Source organism: Allobosea sp. GW821-FHT03A12, from assembly GCF_058986765.1.
Map to the genome: position 1 here is coordinate 482,873 of NZ_JBYSVZ010000006.1, position 14,824 is coordinate 497,696.

Sequence of the window (14,824 nt, forward strand, 5' to 3'; positions counted from 1 at the left end):
CTTGAGGCCGGCGAGAACCAGGTCGAACTTGGCCTTCAGCGCCGGGCCGATCGCGGTCCAGGTGCCGATGCAGACCACGGCGATCAGGGCGGCGATCAGGCCGTATTCAATAGCGGTGGCGCCTGACTCATCCTTGGCGAAGCGCGCGAACAGGTTCTTCATGGGGTAGCTCCTTTGCACCACGTTTGACTGCTGCCTTCGCTCTAGGTGGCTTCGGTCAGCGACAGGAGTGACACTACGGCGCCCGTCTTGCCGATCAGTTAAAGAGACCCAATAATTCGCCGAATTTTATAGGTCTTCGCTCGATGGTTAATGCGCTTTTAGCGCGTAACTGCAGTTAACGAGAGGTATAAACTATTCGATACTTAAAATAAAACTCCCCCTGCAAACCAGCAAAACGCCGCATGACGCTCCGTTAGTGCGCACACCCGGGCACCAACGCGCGTTTTTCATTGCCGCCGATCAGGCTTCCAGGGCCGGATCGGAAGCCGGATTGGCTCGGGAAATCGGCATCTTAGCAATCCATTCATCATTTTCGGCTTACCTCGTCCCGTTCGAAACCTTGAGGCGCGCGCGAGGTCCATTGCGATGCCGGGATCGCGGCTCTCCAAACCCTTCCTGAGGCTGGTCCTTGCCGGGCTCGCTGCGGCTGCCGGCTCAGGCCTCTCGGCCGATATCGTCCGCGCGCAAGCCCGGCTCATTCCCGCGCCGGCCCCGGAATCTCGGGGCGAAACCGGTGATTCGAGAGCCGAAGCGGTCCAGGTGACAGTCGACCACGCCAAGGTGCTGCGACTGCCCGAGAAGGCGCAGACCGTGATCGTCGGCAATCCGGCGATCGCGGACGTGACGGTTCAGCGCAACGGCGTGATGATCGTCACCGGCAAGAGCTACGGCGTCACCAACCTGATCGCGCTCGATGCGACCGGCGCCCTGCTGGCGGAATCCTCGGTCCGCGTCGGCGCCGCCACCGATTCGATCCTGACCGTGCAACGCGGCCTCGAGCGCGAGAGCTATTCCTGCACGCCCAACTGCCAGCCGAGCGCCCAGCTCGGCGACTCCAAGGCGTTCTTCGACGGCACCAGCGGCCAGAGCGGCGCCCGCAATGCCGCCGCGACCGGGGCGGAGAAGAAATAGCTCTTCACCTTCGTCACCGGAGCGCAGCTGCGACGTCCGAGCGCACCATATCCCCTCTGCCCTTGCGGGAGAGGGCTAAGGTGAGGGGTCTCGCGACGCTGGTCGTCAGCTCAGTGACGCGATTCACCGAAACTTTCCAACCCTGTACGACCCCTCATCCGGCCCTTCGGGCCACCTTCTCCCGCATCAAAGTCGGCTGTTGCCGACTTTGGCACTTTAAAGCTGCCCATCTCGGGGAGGCCCGAGATGGGTGGGAGAAGGGAAGCTCGCGGCCGGCCCCGTTCGCGGGCTGACGGTCAGATCGTCTGGTTGTAGGCGCCGACTTCCGGATTCTCGCGCAGAACGCCGTCGATCGCCTTGAACATCTCGCGCATGCGCGCTTCCGAGACCGGGCTCTCGCAGACCACGACCAGCTCGGGCTTGTTGGACGAGGCGCGGATCAGGCCCCAGGTGCCGTCCTCGTTGACGACGCGCACGCCGTTGACGGTGATGACGTCGACGATCTTCTGCCCGGCGATGGCGTCGCCCGCGGCCTGCATCGCCTGGATCCGCTTGGTGATCTTGTCGCTGACGCCGTATTTGACCTCGTCGGCGCATTTGGCCGCCATGGTCGGCGTGCCCCAGGTCTTCGGCACGGCGGCATAGAGCTCGGCCATAGACTTGCCGGGGTTGCGATCGAGCATGTCGATCACGGCGATGGCGGTGACGACGCCGTCGTCATAGCCGCGGCCGACCGGCGCATTGAAGAAGAAGTGGCCGGACTTCTCGAAGCCGGCGAGGGCATTGAGGTCGCGGACGCGGCGCTTGATGTAGGAGTGACCGGTCTTCCAGTAGTCGGTCTTGACGCCGAGCCTCTGCAATTCTGGATCGGTCGAGAACAGGCCGGTCGACTTGACGTCGACGACGAACTGCGCGCCCGGATTGAGCTTGCCGAGGTCGCGGGCCAGCATCACGCCGATCTTGTCGGCGAAGATTTCCTCGCCATGATTGTCGACGACGCCACAACGATCGCCGTCGCCGTCGAAGCCGAGCGCGACATCGGCGCCGTGCTGCTTCACGGCATCGGCCATGGCGTGCAGCATCTTCATGTCTTCGGGGTTGGGATTGTAGCGCGGGAAGGTATGGTCGAGCTCGGCATCCATCGGGATGACCTCGCAGCCGAGCGCCTCCAGGATCTTCGGCGCGAAGGCGCCGGCCGTGCCGTTGCCACAGGCCGCGATGACCTTGAGCTTGCGCGTGATCTTCGGGCGGTTGGTCAGGTCGGCGATGTAGCGCGCCGGGAAATCGGGCACGAACTGATAGGAGCCGCCGCCCGGCAGGTCGAAATCACCGGCGAGGACGATGTCGCGCAACTGCCCCATCTCGTCGGGGCCGAAGGTGACCGGGCGCTGGGCGCCCATCTTGATGCCGGTCCAGCCATTGTCGTTATGCGAGGCGGTGACCATGGCGACGCAGGGCACGTCGAGCTCGAACTGGGCGAAATAGGCCATGGGCGACATGGCGAGGCCGATATCGTGGACCTTGCAGCCAGCGGCCATCAGGCCGGTGACCAGCGCCATCTTGATCGAGGAGGAATAGCTGCGGAAGTCATGGGCGGTGACGATCTCGGGCTTGACGCCCATGCGCCTGATCAGCGTGCCGAGGCCCATGCCGACGGCCTGCACGCCCATCAGGTTGAGCTCTTTCCCGAAGAACCAGCGCGCATCGTATTCGCGGAAGCCGGTCGGCTTCACCATTGGCAGCGATTCATACTCGAACGTGTTGGGGAAGAGCTCGGGCAGGGGCTTCGGAAACATCGGGCCATCCATCTTCGAGGAGCGCCTGCGATAAGGCCGGCGCGGAAACCATGCAGCTGACGCGTGCGGTACGGACAGGCCACAGGCTACATGAATGCAGCCTGAGCATGACAGGGCAAGGACGCAAGGCGGGCATAGCTCATCGGTATGAGGTTTGGGAACCGACGCAGGTCCGTCAGCCGCGCAGGACCATGCGGCCGCCCTGGACCTCGTAGCCGCGCAGGCGGCGCAGGAAGGAGGTGCCGAGCAGGCTGATCGAGAGGGCGCCGGCAGGCAGCACCACGGCCTCGACATCGCGCACCGAGATGTCGCCGAGTCGCACCTCGCGCAGCATCGTCTTCGCACCCTTCACCACGCCGTTGGCGGTGCCGAGGCCGACCGAATAGGCCGAGCGGTCCGGCCTGATCCCGAGCGCGCGGGCATCGGCATCGGTCAGCACGATCAAGCTTGCGCCGGTGTCGACCATCATCTTCACCCGGTAATTGTCGATCGACGGGTGCACGAGATAATGGCCGCGATAGTCGGCATTCACCGTCAGCACGCGCTCGGCCTTGGCAGGAGCAGGCTCGCGCGAAGCGACGGCCGCGGGAGCCGGCGCCCGGCTCGTCATCTGATCGAGGCTGCCTGCCGCATGGAAGGCGGCAAAGCCCGCGATCCCGGCAATGCCCAAAGACCAGACGATCGGCCGCTGGGCCATGACCCGTTCCCTTCCCCGCTTCGTGCCGGCAACGCTGCGGGAGAAGGTGCTGACCAACGGTAAATCGGCGCGCCGAAACCACCGGCTTGCGCGAGATCCCGGCTTGCGGAGCGCGACCAGGCTTAACCGCCGGTCAATGAGACCACCGGTGTTCTACGGAAAACCCGCCTTGCAGGAGGCCGATCCTACAGGAAGCTCCTGCCGACCAGCGCCTCGATCGCCTCCCGCCGCGGCACGCTCGGCTGGGCGCCGGCAATGGTGCAGGCGAGCGAGCCGGCGGCGAGCCCGCGCTGGAGCGCGCCGGAAAAGCCGAAACCGGCCTGCAGCGCTGCCGCGAAGGCGCCGACGAAGCTGTCGCCGGCCGCGACCGTATCGACGGCCTCCACGACCGGCGCCTCGAGCCGGCGCCGGACACCGCCATGCCAGCCGACCGCGCCAGCCGCACCCAGGGTGACGATGCAGGCGACGCCGCGCTCGCCGTCGATGCGCTGGGCGATGGCCTCGGGCTCGGTCTCCATCCAGCCGAGCGAGCGGGCGAGGATCAGCGCCTCATGCTCGTTGACGATCAGAATGTCGGTCAACGCCAGCAAGGCCGGGTCCGGCTCCCCGGCCGGGGCGAGGTTGAGGATCACCCGGCCGCCACCGGCGCGCATCGCCCGCGCGGCCCGCAGGCATTCGTCCTCCGGCACCTCGCGCTGGAGCAGCAGCAGGTCGCCTTCGCCCGGCTTCAGCGCTTCGACGGTATCGGCTTTCGCCAGCGCATTGGCGCCGGCCGCGACAACGATCTGGTTGGAGCCGGCCGCATCGACGGCGATGAAGGCCGCGCCGGTCGGCGCCTCGACGCGCGCGACATGGGAAAGATCGACGCCGTCCTCGGCCAGGAGGCCGAGCGCGATCTCAGCGAATCCGTCGCGACCGACCGCTCCGACCAGCGTCACCTCAGCTCCGGCGCGGCGGGCCGCCAGCGCCTGGTTGGCGCCCTTGCCGCCGGGATGCAGCGCATAGCCCGGGCCGAGCACGGTCTCCCCGGCGCCGGGCAGGCGTTCGACCGGGGTGACCAGATCGACGTTCAGCGAACCGAAAACGATGATCATGCCTGAAGGCCCCGCGCGAGGCGGGTGACGCCGGCGACGAAGGCGTCCTCGGGCGTGGTCAACGTGTAGTCGAGCCCCGCGACGGCGAGCGCCTGGCCATAGCTCCCGGCGAGGACGCCATCTGCCACGAGATGCAGATTGCCGAGGCCGCCGAACAAAGCGCGGGCGCCCGCGATCTCCTGCGCCACCAGCAAGGCGGAGAGATAAGGACCGACTGCCCCGCCCTGCATGCGCCCGCCGAGGACGTCGCTGCGGGCGTGGAAGGCGGCGTTGAGCAGGCCGCCCGGTCGCTGCGCCGCGGCAAGTCCACGCCGCATGCCCTCGGCCGTGTCATCGCCCGCAGGTTCGCTCGCCAGGCGCGACAGGATCGAATGCTCGCGCAGCAGGCCGTAGACCTCGCCGGTCATGAAGCTGGCGAAGCGCGTGATGCGGCCACCCTCCACCTGCGCCCATTTCGAATGGGTGCCGGGCAGGCAGGCGATGCCATCGGTCAGCCCGAGGCCGACGATCAGCGTCTCCTCGCCGCGCATCACGTCGAAAGCGCCTTCGTCGCAGGAGAGGCCGGGCAGGATCGTGGCGCGCGTGCCGTCGTCCAGCGTGACGGCAAGGCCGGCGGCGGCGATCTCCTCCGGGCTCGCCGGGCAGGCGACATAGGGCGCCTCGACCCAGCCATTGCGACTGCCGACCATGCCCGCGAGCAGCACCGAGGCATCGGGCCGCGCCGTCCGGAATTCGCCGGCAATCTCGGCGAAGGCGGCCGGGAAGCCGCCGGCCGAGACCGACTGGATGCCGCGATCGGCGATGCGTTTGCCCAGCACGACGCCATCCTCACCGATGAGGAAGGCGCGGGCGCGCGTCGTGCCCCAGTCGAGCGCGATCAGGGGTTTGGGCATGGCAGGCTCCGGCGGGATGACGTGCCTTGTCCGGCGTTCCGGCCAAGGCGAAGCAAAGAGGCGGAATCTCCCCGGCCGGCGCGGCCCGGTCAAGCCCGGCGGGCCCTTGACGATGCGGCCTGCGGGCGCAATCGAGGCAAGGGGAGCGAACGCCGCCCCGATTGTCGTGAAGGACACGATCATGCTGACCCTCTCGGCCGGCCGCTACACGGCCCGCATCGCCCCCGACGCCGGCGGCACGATCGCCGCGCTCGACTGGCAGAGGCCGGACGGGACGGTCCTGCCGTTGCTGCACGCGCCGGCCGGCCTTGCGCCGCAGACGCAGACGCCGAACAAGTTCGGGGCCTGGGCGATGCTGCCTTTCGCCAACCGCGCCTTCGACAGCCTGGTCGATGACGGCCATACCCGCTTCAGCGTGCCCTCGAACAATCCCGCCGGCACGATCCACGGCTTCGGCTGGCAGTCCGCCTGGCAGGTCGAGCGGCAGGATACCGGCCATACCACGCTGGTCCATCGCCGGACAGCCGGCCCGGATCCCTATCGCTACCTCGCCAGACAGGAGATCCGGCTGAACGAGACCGGTATGACCGTGACCCTCACACTGACCAACGAGGCTGACCAGGCCCTACCCTTCGGCATGGGCCTGCACCCTTGGTTTCCCTGCGCCGCCGACACGCGCCTCGCCATGACGGCGTCCGGCGCGCTGATCTTCGGCGACCAGTTTCGCGCCACCGGCACACAAGCCTTCACTGGCGGCGGCCCCTATGCCAAGAATCCGGTCTTCGCCACCGGCGCTGAGACCGCCTGGAGCTTTTTGGGTTGGGACGGCACGGCACGGATCGAGACGCCCTCGACCGGCCTCGCGATCACGCTGAGCGCGAGCGAGAACCTGCGCTATCCCGTGGTCTGGGCGCCGGCCGGCGTCGATTTCCTGTGCGCGGAGCCGCAGAGCCACGCCGCCGGGGCGCCGAGCGAAAAGATCGTGCGCGAAGCCTCGCCGCTCGCCCGGCTGCAACCGGGCGAGACCTTGGAGGGCTGGGTGCGGATCGCCGCCGACGCTATCTGAGCGCTAGCGCCAGCCAGGCCCCGACATCGGCTGGAAGCCGATCGCGCCGGCCGGGATCGCCGGCCTGAGCAGCATCTGCTCGCGCGCCTCGCCCCAGGCCGGGCCCTGGCGCTGCTGCTTGGCGGTCAGCACGGCCTTCTGCGTCTTGATCTTGGCCTTGGCGATGGTGTGCTTCGAGCCGGTCGAAGCCTTCGCGAAGCGCGAGAGATTGTCGGTCGCGGCGCCGTTCAGCGCGATGCGGGTGCTGCCGGAGCCATGCTTCTTGACCAGCGCGAACAGCTTGGCGGCATTGGCCGGATGCAGGCGGATGCAGCCATGCGAGGCCGGGCGGCCGAGCGCGCCGACGGCAGCGGTGCCATGGATGGCATAGCCGCCGCGGAAGAACACGGCATAGGGCATCGCGCCGCCATATTTGCGCGAGTACCAGCTGCGCTCGAGCCGGGTCGGCCGGTAGACGCCGTTGGGCGAGCGGAAGCCCTTGCGGCCGGAAGAGATCGCCCAATTGTAGGTTTCGCCATCGCTCGTGGCGACGCTCATGCGCTGGGCGGCGATGTCGACGCGGACATCGACCTTGGCCTGCGCCGCGGCGAGGCCGGCGAGCGAGGCGCATAGGAAAGCGAGAATGCCGAGAAGGCGGGACATGACGCGACTCCTGAACGACGCAACCTGAGGAAAGCGGCTCTTTGGTTGCTGTCGCTCGGGCGCGTGCACCCGCCATGCGAAGTCAGCCCCGGCCTTGCCCTAAAGGAATCCCGAGGGGCCGATGCTTGTAAAGCTGAAACCGCTAAAATGGTTTCCAGTCGCGCCCTGTTGAAGCGACGGTCCTGCGCTAGTCGAAGAACACGATCCAGGCGAGCAGCGCCGCGATCAGCCAGAGCGCCCAGTTGCCCCAACGATTGCGCGCCGCTTCGGCCCGGCCGATCGACTGGATGCTGGCCTCGTCGAGCGAGAAGCCATGGCGCGACGACTCTTCCAGCTGGCCCAGCACGCGCTCGGCCCGGCCGACCGTCTCCGGCAGGTTGGCAAGGCTGCCGACGAGGGTGCGCACGCTGCGGCCGGCATCCTCGATGCGCCCGATCGGGCCGAGATTGCGCGTCAGCCAGTCGCGCACCACCGGCTCAGCCGTGGTCCACATGTCGAGATGGGGATCGAGCGTGCGGGCGACGCCCTCGACCACCACCATGGTCTTCTGCAGCATGACGAGCTCGGTGCGCGTCGCCATGTCGAACAGGCCGGTGATCTCGAACAGCAGCGTCAGCACCTTCGCCATCGAGATCTCGTCGGCGCGCCGGTCGTGGATCGGCTCGCCGACCGCGCGGATCGCCTGGGCGAAATCATCGACCGAATGGTGCGGCGGCACATAGCCGGCCTCGAAATGCACCTCGGCGACGCGGCGATAATCGCGGGTGATGAAGCCGAACAGGATCTCGGCGAGGAAACGCCGTTCCTTGTGGCCGAGGCGGCCCATGATGCCGCCATCGACCGCGACGAGCCGGCCTTCCGCATCGACGAATAGGTTCCCCGGATGCATGTCGGCATGGAAGAAGCCGTCGCGGATCGCGTGCTTCAGGAAGGACTGGATGACGTTGCGGCCAAGCGCCGGCAGGTCATGACCAGCGGCGCGGAGCGCCTCGACATTGGAAAGGCGGATGCCATCGATCCATTCGTCGATCAGGATCTCGCGGGCGGTGAGCTGCCAATCCGGCACCGGCACGCGGAAATCCTTGTCCTCCCTGGTATTCTCGGCGAATTCGGAGAGGGCCGCTGCCTCCAGGCGCAGGTCCATCTCCATGGCGACCGAGCGCGCCAGCGTCTCGACGATGGCGACGAAGCGCAGGCGACGGGCCTCGGGCGAGCGGCGCTCGGCGAGCTCGGCGCCGAAGCGCATCGCGGCGAGGTCGCGGTGGAAGCGGTCGCGGATGCCGGGCCTGAGTATCTTGACGGCGACCTCGCTGCCGTCCTTGCGGCGGGCGCGGTGGACCTGGGCAATGGACGCCGCCGCGACCGGCTCGCCGAACTCGGCGAAGATCGCCTCGACCGGCTCGCCATGGGCGGCTTCGATCGCAGCACGAGCCTGCGCCATCGGGAAGGGCGCCATCCGGTCCTGCAGCGCCGAAAGGTCCTCGGCGATCTTCATGCCGACCACGTCTGGCCGCGTCGCCAGGAACTGGCCGAACTTGACATAGGACGGGCCGAGCCGGGTCAGGGCGGCGGCGAGGCGGGTCGCGGACGAGCCGGCGCCGCGGCGCTCGATCAGGCGGCCGAGTGCGATCAGCCCCCGCGCCGCCGGCGGCAGCACGGATGGGTCGACCAGCGCGAGCGCGCCCTCGCGCGCCAGCACGAAGCCGACCCGTGCCGAGCGGGCGAGATGGGCAAGCGCGGAGATCATGCGGCAGCAGCGTCCGTCACAGCTTCCAGCCGGAATGCAGCGCCACCACGCCGCCGGTCATCGGCGTGAAGCTGGCACGGCGGAAGCCGGCGTCGGCGATCATGTTGGCGAAGATCTGCGGGCGCGGGAACTTGCGGATCGACTCGACGAGATACTGGTAGGGTTCCGCCTCGCCCGTCACCATCCGGCCCATCGGCGGGATGACGTTGAAGGAATAGGCCTCGTAGACCTTGTCGAGCAGCGGCACGTCGACATGGCTGAATTCAAGGCAGAGGAAACGCCCGCCGCGCTTCAGCACGCGATAGGCCTCGGCCAGCGCCTTCTCGATACGCGGCACGTTTCTGATGCCGAAGGCGATCGTATAGGCGTCGAAGCTATTGTCCGGCAGCGCCAGCTCCTCGGCATTGCCCTGGACGAAGCGGATGCGCTCGTCGTCGGGAAAACGCTTCTGCGCCCGCTCGCGCCCGACGCTGAGCATCTCGGCATTGATGTCGAGCACGGTGACCTGCGTCTGCGGCCCGCCCTCCTCCAGCACCTTAAAGGCGACGTCGCCGGTGCCGCCGGCCACGTCGAGATGGTGGAAGGCCCGGTCGCGCGGCGGCTTCAGCGCCGTCAGCAGCGCCTCCTTCCAGGCGCGGTGCAGCCCGGCCGACATCAGGTCGTTCATCAGGTCGTAGCGGCCGGCGACCTTGTGGAAGACGTCGTCGACCTTGGCCTGCTTCTCGCCGAGCGGCACGTTCTCGAAGCCGAAATGGGTGGTGTCGGAGGCTGCTGTCACGGTTGGGCCGCTCTTGTGTTCGGGTGAGGCGATGAATAGCGAAAGCGTCGGGCCTTGTCGCGGGCCCTCTCGACGCATGCTGAAGAGCTGATGCCATGCCTGAACTTCCCGAGGTCGAAACCGTCCGGCGCGGATTGGAGCCCGCCATGCTCGGCGAGCGCTTCGCACGCGTCGAGCAGAACCGGCCCGATCTGCGCTTTCCCCTGCCCGAGCGCTTCGCCGAGCGCCTGACCGGACGGCGCATCGAGGCGCTGTCGCGGCGGGCGAAATACCTGATCGCCGATCTCGACGACGGGCAGGCGCTGGTCATGCATCTCGGCATGAGCGGGCGCTTCATCGTCGAAGCGCCCGGCACGCCGCCGACCGAGCCCGGCGCCTATTACAACGAGATCGGCCGGCATCTCGTCCACGACCATGTCGTCTTCCATCTGAGCTCAGGCGCGCGTGTCACCTATAACGACGTCCGCCGCTTCGGCTTCATGGACCTTGTCCCCCGCGCCGGGCTGGAAACCTCCAAGCATTTCGCCGGGATGGGCATCGAGCCGCTCGGCAACGAGCTCTCCGGCGAGCTGCTGGCAAAGCTGTTCTCCGGGAAGATCGCGCCCCTGAAGGCGGCGCTGCTCGACCAGCGCCTGATCGCAGGGCTCGGCAACATCTATGTCTGCGAGGCGTTGTTCCGCGCCGGCCTGCACCCGGAAGCCGAAGCGGGCTCGCTGGCGACGCCGACCGGCAAGCCACGCGAGAAAGCGCATCTGCTGGCGCAGATCATCCGCGACGTCCTCGAGGAGGCGATCACGGCCGGCGGCTCGACCTTGCGCGACTTCGCCCATGCCGACGGCTCGCTCGGCTATTTCCAGCACCGCTTCAAGGTCTATGACCGCGAGGACGAGCCCTGCGTCACGCCGGGCTGCGGCCATCTGGTCAAGCGGCTGGTACAGTCCGGCCGCTCGACCTTCTATTGCGAGAGCTGTCAGAAGCAGACCTGAGGACCATGTCCGACGCTCCTCGCTCGCCCGGCAAGATCATCCTGCTCAACGGCGCCTCCAGCAGCGGCAAATCCTCGTTGGCGCGTGCCATCCAGGCCCGGATCGAGGAGCCGTTCTGGCACATCTCGATCGACCATCTGCGCGATTCCGGCGTGCTGCCGACGGCGCGCATCCGCAGTGGCGAGTTCCAGTGGGCGACTATGCGCGATGCCTTCTTCGAGGGCTTCGAGCAGTCGCTGCTGGCCTATGTCCGCCGCGGCAACAATCTGATCGTCGAGCACATCATGGAAAGCCGTGCCTGGCTGTTGCGGCTGGTGCGCCTGCTCGCAGGGCAGGACGTCTTCTTCGTCGGCCTGCATTGCGACCTCGCCGAGCTGGAGCGTCGCGAGATCGCGCGCGGCGACCGGCGGATCGGCGATGCCCGCCGCGACTACCACCAGATCCACAGCTATTGCCGCTATGACGCCGAGCTGGATTCGGCGGTATCACCTGAGGCCAATGCCGACAGGCTGATCGCTGCCTGGCATGCGCGCACCACGCCCTCGGCCTTCCAGAGCCTGCTCGCCGAGGCGTAGCGAGCCGGTTGATCAGGCGTTTTCGATGAACCTGGCAAGGTTCTCCAGCGTCGAGCGCAAGCCGGCATCGTGATCGGCCTTGCCGATGCCGGTTGGGACATTCTCGCAGAGGATCGTCACCTCGGTGCCGTCTCGAACCTCCTTGAAGCGCCAGCTCATCGTCATCGTGCCGGCGAAGGCGGGATCGTCCGAGACGAAGCCGACTTCCCAGACAATGCGCTCGCCGGGGTCGAGCGCGATGAAGCGGCCTTCGACGATATCGCTGTCTGCCGTGGCCTTGCCGCGCGCGCGGGCCGGATCGTCATAGGTCAGGACCATGCGGTAGCTGCCGCCGGGATGCGGCTCGAAGCGCTCGATCTTCGCCCGCATCCCCTTGGGCGGCAGCCATCGCGACAGCACGGCCGGGTCGGCGAAGGCATTGTAGACCGCCCCGGGCGACGCCTTGACGAGGCGCGAGGCGGTATCGGTTCGGGTTTTGCCGGTCATGCGCACCTCCTATTCGGCGGCCATGCCTGATCAACGCGCAAGGCGCCCTCTGGGGACCAACGGCGCAGCTAGCTTCTCACCACGCTCCTGAATGCCGCCGAAAGAGCGGCGAGGGCATCGCGCGGGCGGCCATCCCTGACCCGCGTGTGCAGCAAGATCGGCAGGCGCGGCAAATCGGGCAGACCGAGCCTTTGCCCGACATCAACCGCGCCGAAGGGCAGCATGCGCGGCGCCAGCGCCGCGACGCCGAGCCCGGCGGTGACGGCGGCCACGACCGCCGTGACGCCGCCGCCGACGAAGGTTTCCGTCCAGGGCAGGCCGGCCTCGTCGAGAAGTCGCCCGGCCATCACGCGTACACCGCAAGGCTCGGCCATGGTGGCGACCGGCAGCGGCTCGCCCGGACGATGCTGCCAGGCCGGCGCGGCGAACCAGCCGAATTTCTCGTCCGCAAGCTGCTCGCCATCGCTGCGCCCGGCATGCAGGCGCACGATCACCGTGTCGAGCTCGCGCCGGTCGAAGCTCTGGAGCAACTCGCCGGAGGTGCCGATCCGGATCTCGATCACCAGCTGCGGGTCCTGCGCGTTCATGCGCGCAATCAGCGCCGGCAGCTCGGGCCCCGCGACGTGATCGCTGATGCCGATGGTCAGGCGCTCCCGGGTCGGGACGAAGGCGGACAGCGCGCGCTCATGCGCCTCCAGAAGCTCGCGGGCATGATCGAGGAAGGCTGCGCCGCGCGCCGACAGCTCGACACGCCGCGGCGTCCGCTCGACCAGCCGGCAATCCAGCCGCTGCTCCAGGCGCTTCAGCTTCAGGCTGACCGCAGCCTGCGTCGTTCGCATCGCCTCGGCGGCACGCGTGAAGCTACCGAGATCGGCGATGTGGACGAAAGCCTGAACGGAATCGAGATCGAGCGGCGGCCTTATCATAATCATTCATTATTATTGAAATCATTATCGATAGCATATCAAAATGACCTGGTTCTCGCTACCGTCAATCTGCTCGAGCGCTCTGCGATGGCCTGTGCAGATCGCATATCCAGCGACAGGAGCTTGCGATGACGACGATGACCAGGGAGCCCACCCGGCATGATCGCGATAACAAGGCGGCACGGGTCGAGCCAGCGATCGACGTTTCAGCCGTGGCGGAGCTGACCGCGGCGATCCAGAAATATTTCGACCTGATGTATGACTGCGATACGTCCCGCCTTGAGCAGACATTCGCGCCGACAGCCCAGCTGCACGGCTTTCGCGATGGCAAGATGATGGCGTGGCCGACACAGACCTACCGCGACATCCTCGACAAGCGCCAATCGCCGAAGTCGGTGAACGCCATGCGCAAGGACGAGATCCTGCTCATCGACTTCGCCTCCGCGACCCAGGCGATGACGAAGGTGCGGCTGAGGGTCAACACGATGGTGTTCGTGGACCACCTGACCTGGCACCTCATCGACGGCACTTGGCTGATCACATCGAAGGGATTCCACGTCGAATCGCAGGACGGCCCGCCCATCTAGCCGCTGTCTTCACAGGCTCGCTGCCGGTCTGCGCAAGCTCGAGGTTCGCCATGCCACTCCTTCACATCTCGCTGCGCGCCGGAAAATCGGAAGCCTATCGACGGGCGCTTCTCGACAGCCTCTATCGCGCATTGCGCGAGGCGCTGGGCGTGCCCGAGGGCGACCAGTTCATGACGATCAGCGAGCATGATGCCGCGAATTTCCGCCATGGCTCCGCCTTCGGCGTCAGCCGCAGCGACGATCTCGTCTACATCCAGGTCACCCTGTTCGCTTCGCGGACCGCAGAGCAGAAGAAAGCGCTGTTCCGGCGGATTGCCGAACTGCTCGGCGAAAGCCCCGGAATTCGCCCCGAGGACGTCTTCATCGTCGCTCTCGACGCCGCGAAGGAGAACTGGTCGGTCGGCCACGGCCTGGCGCAGTTCGCCTGAGATCAAGTCGCCTGCGCCGAGCATCGCATCACGCCGTGCGCCGGCGCGCATGGACTTCCCCCCGCGCCCGCCGCTAATGCTGCCTCGACAGATCATCCGGGAGGCCGTCATGGCTTATGAGACCATTCTCGTCGAGGTGAAGGGCAAGGTCGGCATCATCACGCTGAACCGGCCGCAGGCCCTGAACGCGCTGAACGTCCAGCTGATCGCCGACATCAATGCGGCGCTCGACGGCTTCGAGCGCGACGACAATATCGGTTGCGTCGTCATGACCGGCTCGGAGAAAGCCTTCGCCGCCGGCGCCGACATCAAGCAGATGCAGGAGCGCAGCTATCCCGGCACCTATCTCGACGACAAGTTCGCCGATTGGGACCGGATCGGCCAGCGCCGCAAGCCGATCATCGCCGCGGTCGCGGGCTTCGCGCTCGGTGGCGGCTGCGAGCTCGCGATGATGGCGGATTTCATCATCGCCGCCGACAACGCCAAGTTCGGCCAGCCCGAGATCAACCTCGCCGTCATCCCTGGCGCCGGCGGCACCCAGCGCCTGACCCATGCCATCGGCAAGGCCAAGGCGATGGACCTGTGCCTCACCGGCCGGCTGATGGACGTGACCGAAGCCGAGCGCGCCGGGCTCGTCGCCCGCATCGTCCCGCTCGCCGACCTCATGACCGAGGCGCTCAAGGCGGCCGAGCAGATCGCCGGCAAGTCGTTGCCTTCGCTGCTGTCTGCCAAGGAATCGGTCAACCGCGCCTTCGAGACGACCTTGGCCGAGGGCCTGCGCTTCGAGCGCCGCGTCTTCTCGGCACTGTTCGGCACGCATGACCAGCGGGAAGGCATGACCGCCTTCATCGAGAAGCGGAAGCCGGAGTTCAAGAACTACTGAGACAGGCAAGCCCCGGCCGATCAGCGCCGCGCATGGCCGGGGCCAATTTCTTTCACTTGAAAGGCCGACGGCGCTGCTGGACCATGGCTGCTCACTTAAGAGCACG

The 14,824-nt window shown here is 67.3% G+C and carries 17 protein-coding genes; 7 read left to right on the plus strand and 10 right to left on the minus strand.

Annotation, left to right across the window (positions count from 1 at the left end; translation table 11 throughout):
• Positions 1 to 162: Flp family type IVb pilin (locus AC3WLC_RS24690; RefSeq protein ID WP_493686653.1), on the minus strand; the 162-nt coding region annotated here is incomplete at its 3' end.
• Positions 163 to 588: 426 nt separating this feature from the next.
• On the opposite strand from AC3WLC_RS24690, the gene AC3WLC_RS24695 reads away from it, so the two are divergent.
• Entirely contained in the window at positions 589 to 1,134 is a 546-nt protein-coding gene (locus AC3WLC_RS24695; protein WP_493686551.1) for a pilus assembly protein N-terminal domain-containing protein, read from the plus strand.
• Between the two features lie 296 nt (positions 1,135 to 1,430).
• Here AC3WLC_RS24695 and AC3WLC_RS24700 read toward each other — a convergent pair whose 3' ends face one another.
• The 4 genes from AC3WLC_RS24700 to AC3WLC_RS24715 all read right to left on the minus strand — a co-directional run bounded on the left by AC3WLC_RS24700 (position 1,431) and on the right by AC3WLC_RS24715 (position 5,614).
• Positions 1,431 to 2,930 carry a phosphomannomutase/phosphoglucomutase gene (locus AC3WLC_RS24700; RefSeq protein WP_493686552.1) on the minus strand — a complete coding sequence of 500 codons (1,500 nt, stop codon included), beginning with the start codon at positions 2,928 to 2,930 and terminating at the stop codon, positions 1,431 to 1,433.
• A gap of 175 nt (positions 2,931 to 3,105) precedes the next feature.
• Positions 3,106 to 3,627, minus strand: a complete 522-nt coding sequence (locus AC3WLC_RS24705) for a retropepsin-like aspartic protease family protein (protein WP_493686553.1) — start codon at positions 3,625 to 3,627, stop codon at positions 3,106 to 3,108.
• Between the two features lie 185 nt (positions 3,628 to 3,812).
• Positions 3,813 to 4,721 carry a ribokinase gene (locus AC3WLC_RS24710; protein WP_493686554.1) on the minus strand — a complete coding sequence of 303 codons (909 nt, stop codon included), beginning with the start codon at positions 4,719 to 4,721 and terminating at the stop codon, positions 3,813 to 3,815.
• A complete protein-coding gene (locus AC3WLC_RS24715) occupies positions 4,718 to 5,614 on the minus strand; it encodes a 2-dehydro-3-deoxygalactonokinase (RefSeq protein WP_493686555.1) in 897 nt (298 codons plus the stop codon). The genes AC3WLC_RS24710 and AC3WLC_RS24715 overlap by 4 nt, the downstream gene beginning before the upstream one ends.
• Positions 5,615 to 5,795: 181 nt before the next feature.
• Here AC3WLC_RS24715 and AC3WLC_RS24720 point away from each other — a divergent pair, with 181 nt between their 5' ends.
• A complete protein-coding gene (locus AC3WLC_RS24720) occupies positions 5,796 to 6,680 on the plus strand; it encodes an aldose epimerase family protein (RefSeq protein ID WP_493686556.1) in 885 nt (294 codons plus the stop codon).
• Positions 6,681 to 6,683: 3 nt separating this feature from the next.
• On the opposite strand, the gene AC3WLC_RS24725 is transcribed toward AC3WLC_RS24720, so the two are convergent.
• From AC3WLC_RS24725 to ubiE, 3 genes are all read right to left on the minus strand, one after another.
• Positions 6,684 to 7,322, minus strand: coding sequence for a L,D-transpeptidase (locus AC3WLC_RS24725; protein WP_493686557.1), 639 nt, complete (start codon positions 7,320 to 7,322; stop codon positions 6,684 to 6,686).
• Between the two features lie 187 nt (positions 7,323 to 7,509).
• Positions 7,510 to 9,069: a 2-polyprenylphenol 6-hydroxylase gene (ubiB, locus tag AC3WLC_RS24730; RefSeq protein WP_493686558.1), complete on the minus strand. Its 1,560-nt coding sequence runs from the start codon at positions 9,067 to 9,069 to the stop codon at positions 7,510 to 7,512.
• Between the two features lie 16 nt (positions 9,070 to 9,085).
• Positions 9,086 to 9,847, minus strand: coding sequence for a bifunctional demethylmenaquinone methyltransferase/2-methoxy-6-polyprenyl-1,4-benzoquinol methylase UbiE (gene ubiE / locus AC3WLC_RS24735; RefSeq protein WP_493686559.1), 762 nt, complete (start codon positions 9,845 to 9,847; stop codon positions 9,086 to 9,088).
• Positions 9,848 to 9,942: 95 nt separating this feature from the next.
• On the opposite strand from ubiE, the gene mutM reads away from it, so the two are divergent.
• Together mutM and AC3WLC_RS24745 are read left to right on the plus strand one after the other, a co-directional pair.
• Complete coding sequence (gene mutM, locus AC3WLC_RS24740; protein ID WP_493686560.1) at positions 9,943 to 10,833, plus strand: bifunctional DNA-formamidopyrimidine glycosylase/DNA-(apurinic or apyrimidinic site) lyase; 891 nt, start codon at positions 9,943 to 9,945, stop codon at positions 10,831 to 10,833.
• A 5-nt stretch (positions 10,834 to 10,838) separates the two neighbouring features.
• Complete coding sequence (locus AC3WLC_RS24745; protein ID WP_493686561.1) at positions 10,839 to 11,408, plus strand: chloramphenicol phosphotransferase CPT family protein; 570 nt, start codon at positions 10,839 to 10,841, stop codon at positions 11,406 to 11,408.
• 12 nt (positions 11,409 to 11,420) lie between these two features.
• Here the strand turns inward: AC3WLC_RS24745 and AC3WLC_RS24750 are convergent, their stop codons facing one another.
• Both AC3WLC_RS24750 and AC3WLC_RS24755 read right to left on the minus strand, forming a co-directional pair.
• On the minus strand, positions 11,421 to 11,894 hold the full coding sequence (locus AC3WLC_RS24750; RefSeq protein ID WP_493686562.1) for an SRPBCC family protein: 474 nt from the start codon (positions 11,892 to 11,894) through the stop codon (positions 11,421 to 11,423).
• Positions 11,895 to 11,962: 68 nt separating this feature from the next.
• A complete protein-coding gene (locus AC3WLC_RS24755; protein ID WP_493686563.1) occupies positions 11,963 to 12,820 on the minus strand; it encodes a LysR family transcriptional regulator in 858 nt (285 codons plus the stop codon).
• A gap of 128 nt (positions 12,821 to 12,948) precedes the next feature.
• On the opposite strand from AC3WLC_RS24755, the gene AC3WLC_RS24760 reads away from it, so the two are divergent.
• The 3 genes from AC3WLC_RS24760 (at position 12,949) to AC3WLC_RS24770 (ending at position 14,718) form a co-directional block, all read left to right on the plus strand.
• Positions 12,949 to 13,407 (plus strand): nuclear transport factor 2 family protein, encoded by a 459-nt coding sequence (locus AC3WLC_RS24760; protein ID WP_493686564.1) that lies wholly within the window; start codon positions 12,949 to 12,951, stop codon positions 13,405 to 13,407.
• Between the two features lie 50 nt (positions 13,408 to 13,457).
• A complete protein-coding gene (locus AC3WLC_RS24765; protein ID WP_493686565.1) occupies positions 13,458 to 13,835 on the plus strand; it encodes a tautomerase family protein in 378 nt (125 codons plus the stop codon).
• A gap of 109 nt (positions 13,836 to 13,944) precedes the next feature.
• Complete coding sequence (locus AC3WLC_RS24770) at positions 13,945 to 14,718, plus strand: enoyl-CoA hydratase (protein WP_493686566.1); 774 nt, start codon at positions 13,945 to 13,947, stop codon at positions 14,716 to 14,718.
• Positions 14,719 to 14,824: the final 106 nt, after the last annotated feature.

Coding starts and splice junctions, on each gene's coding strand:
- AC3WLC_RS24700 (WP_493686552.1), bottom strand. CDS start 2,930: ATGTTTCCGAAGCCCCTGCCCGAGCTCTTCCCCAACACGTTCGAGTAT.
- AC3WLC_RS24695 (WP_493686551.1), top strand. CDS start 589: ATGCCGGGATCGCGGCTCTCCAAACCCTTCCTGAGGCTGGTCCTTGCC.
- AC3WLC_RS24760 (WP_493686564.1), top strand. CDS start 12,949: ATGACGACGATGACCAGGGAGCCCACCCGGCATGATCGCGATAACAAG.
- AC3WLC_RS24710 (WP_493686554.1), bottom strand. CDS start 4,721: ATGATCATCGTTTTCGGTTCGCTGAACGTCGATCTGGTCACCCCGGTC.
- mutM (WP_493686560.1), top strand. CDS start 9,943: ATGCCTGAACTTCCCGAGGTCGAAACCGTCCGGCGCGGATTGGAGCCC.
- AC3WLC_RS24745 (WP_493686561.1), top strand. CDS start 10,839: ATGTCCGACGCTCCTCGCTCGCCCGGCAAGATCATCCTGCTCAACGGC.
- AC3WLC_RS24765 (WP_493686565.1), top strand. CDS start 13,458: ATGCCACTCCTTCACATCTCGCTGCGCGCCGGAAAATCGGAAGCCTAT.
- ubiB (WP_493686558.1), bottom strand. CDS start 9,069: ATGATCTCCGCGCTTGCCCATCTCGCCCGCTCGGCACGGGTCGGCTTC.
- AC3WLC_RS24705 (WP_493686553.1), bottom strand. CDS start 3,627: ATGGCCCAGCGGCCGATCGTCTGGTCTTTGGGCATTGCCGGGATCGCG.
- AC3WLC_RS24725 (WP_493686557.1), bottom strand. CDS start 7,322: ATGTCCCGCCTTCTCGGCATTCTCGCTTTCCTATGCGCCTCGCTCGCC.
- AC3WLC_RS24770 (WP_493686566.1), top strand. CDS start 13,945: ATGGCTTATGAGACCATTCTCGTCGAGGTGAAGGGCAAGGTCGGCATC.
- AC3WLC_RS24715 (WP_493686555.1), bottom strand. CDS start 5,614: ATGCCCAAACCCCTGATCGCGCTCGACTGGGGCACGACGCGCGCCCGC.
- AC3WLC_RS24750 (WP_493686562.1), bottom strand. CDS start 11,894: ATGACCGGCAAAACCCGAACCGATACCGCCTCGCGCCTCGTCAAGGCG.
- AC3WLC_RS24755 (WP_493686563.1), bottom strand. CDS start 12,820: ATGATAAGGCCGCCGCTCGATCTCGATTCCGTTCAGGCTTTCGTCCAC.
- AC3WLC_RS24720 (WP_493686556.1), top strand. CDS start 5,796: ATGCTGACCCTCTCGGCCGGCCGCTACACGGCCCGCATCGCCCCCGAC.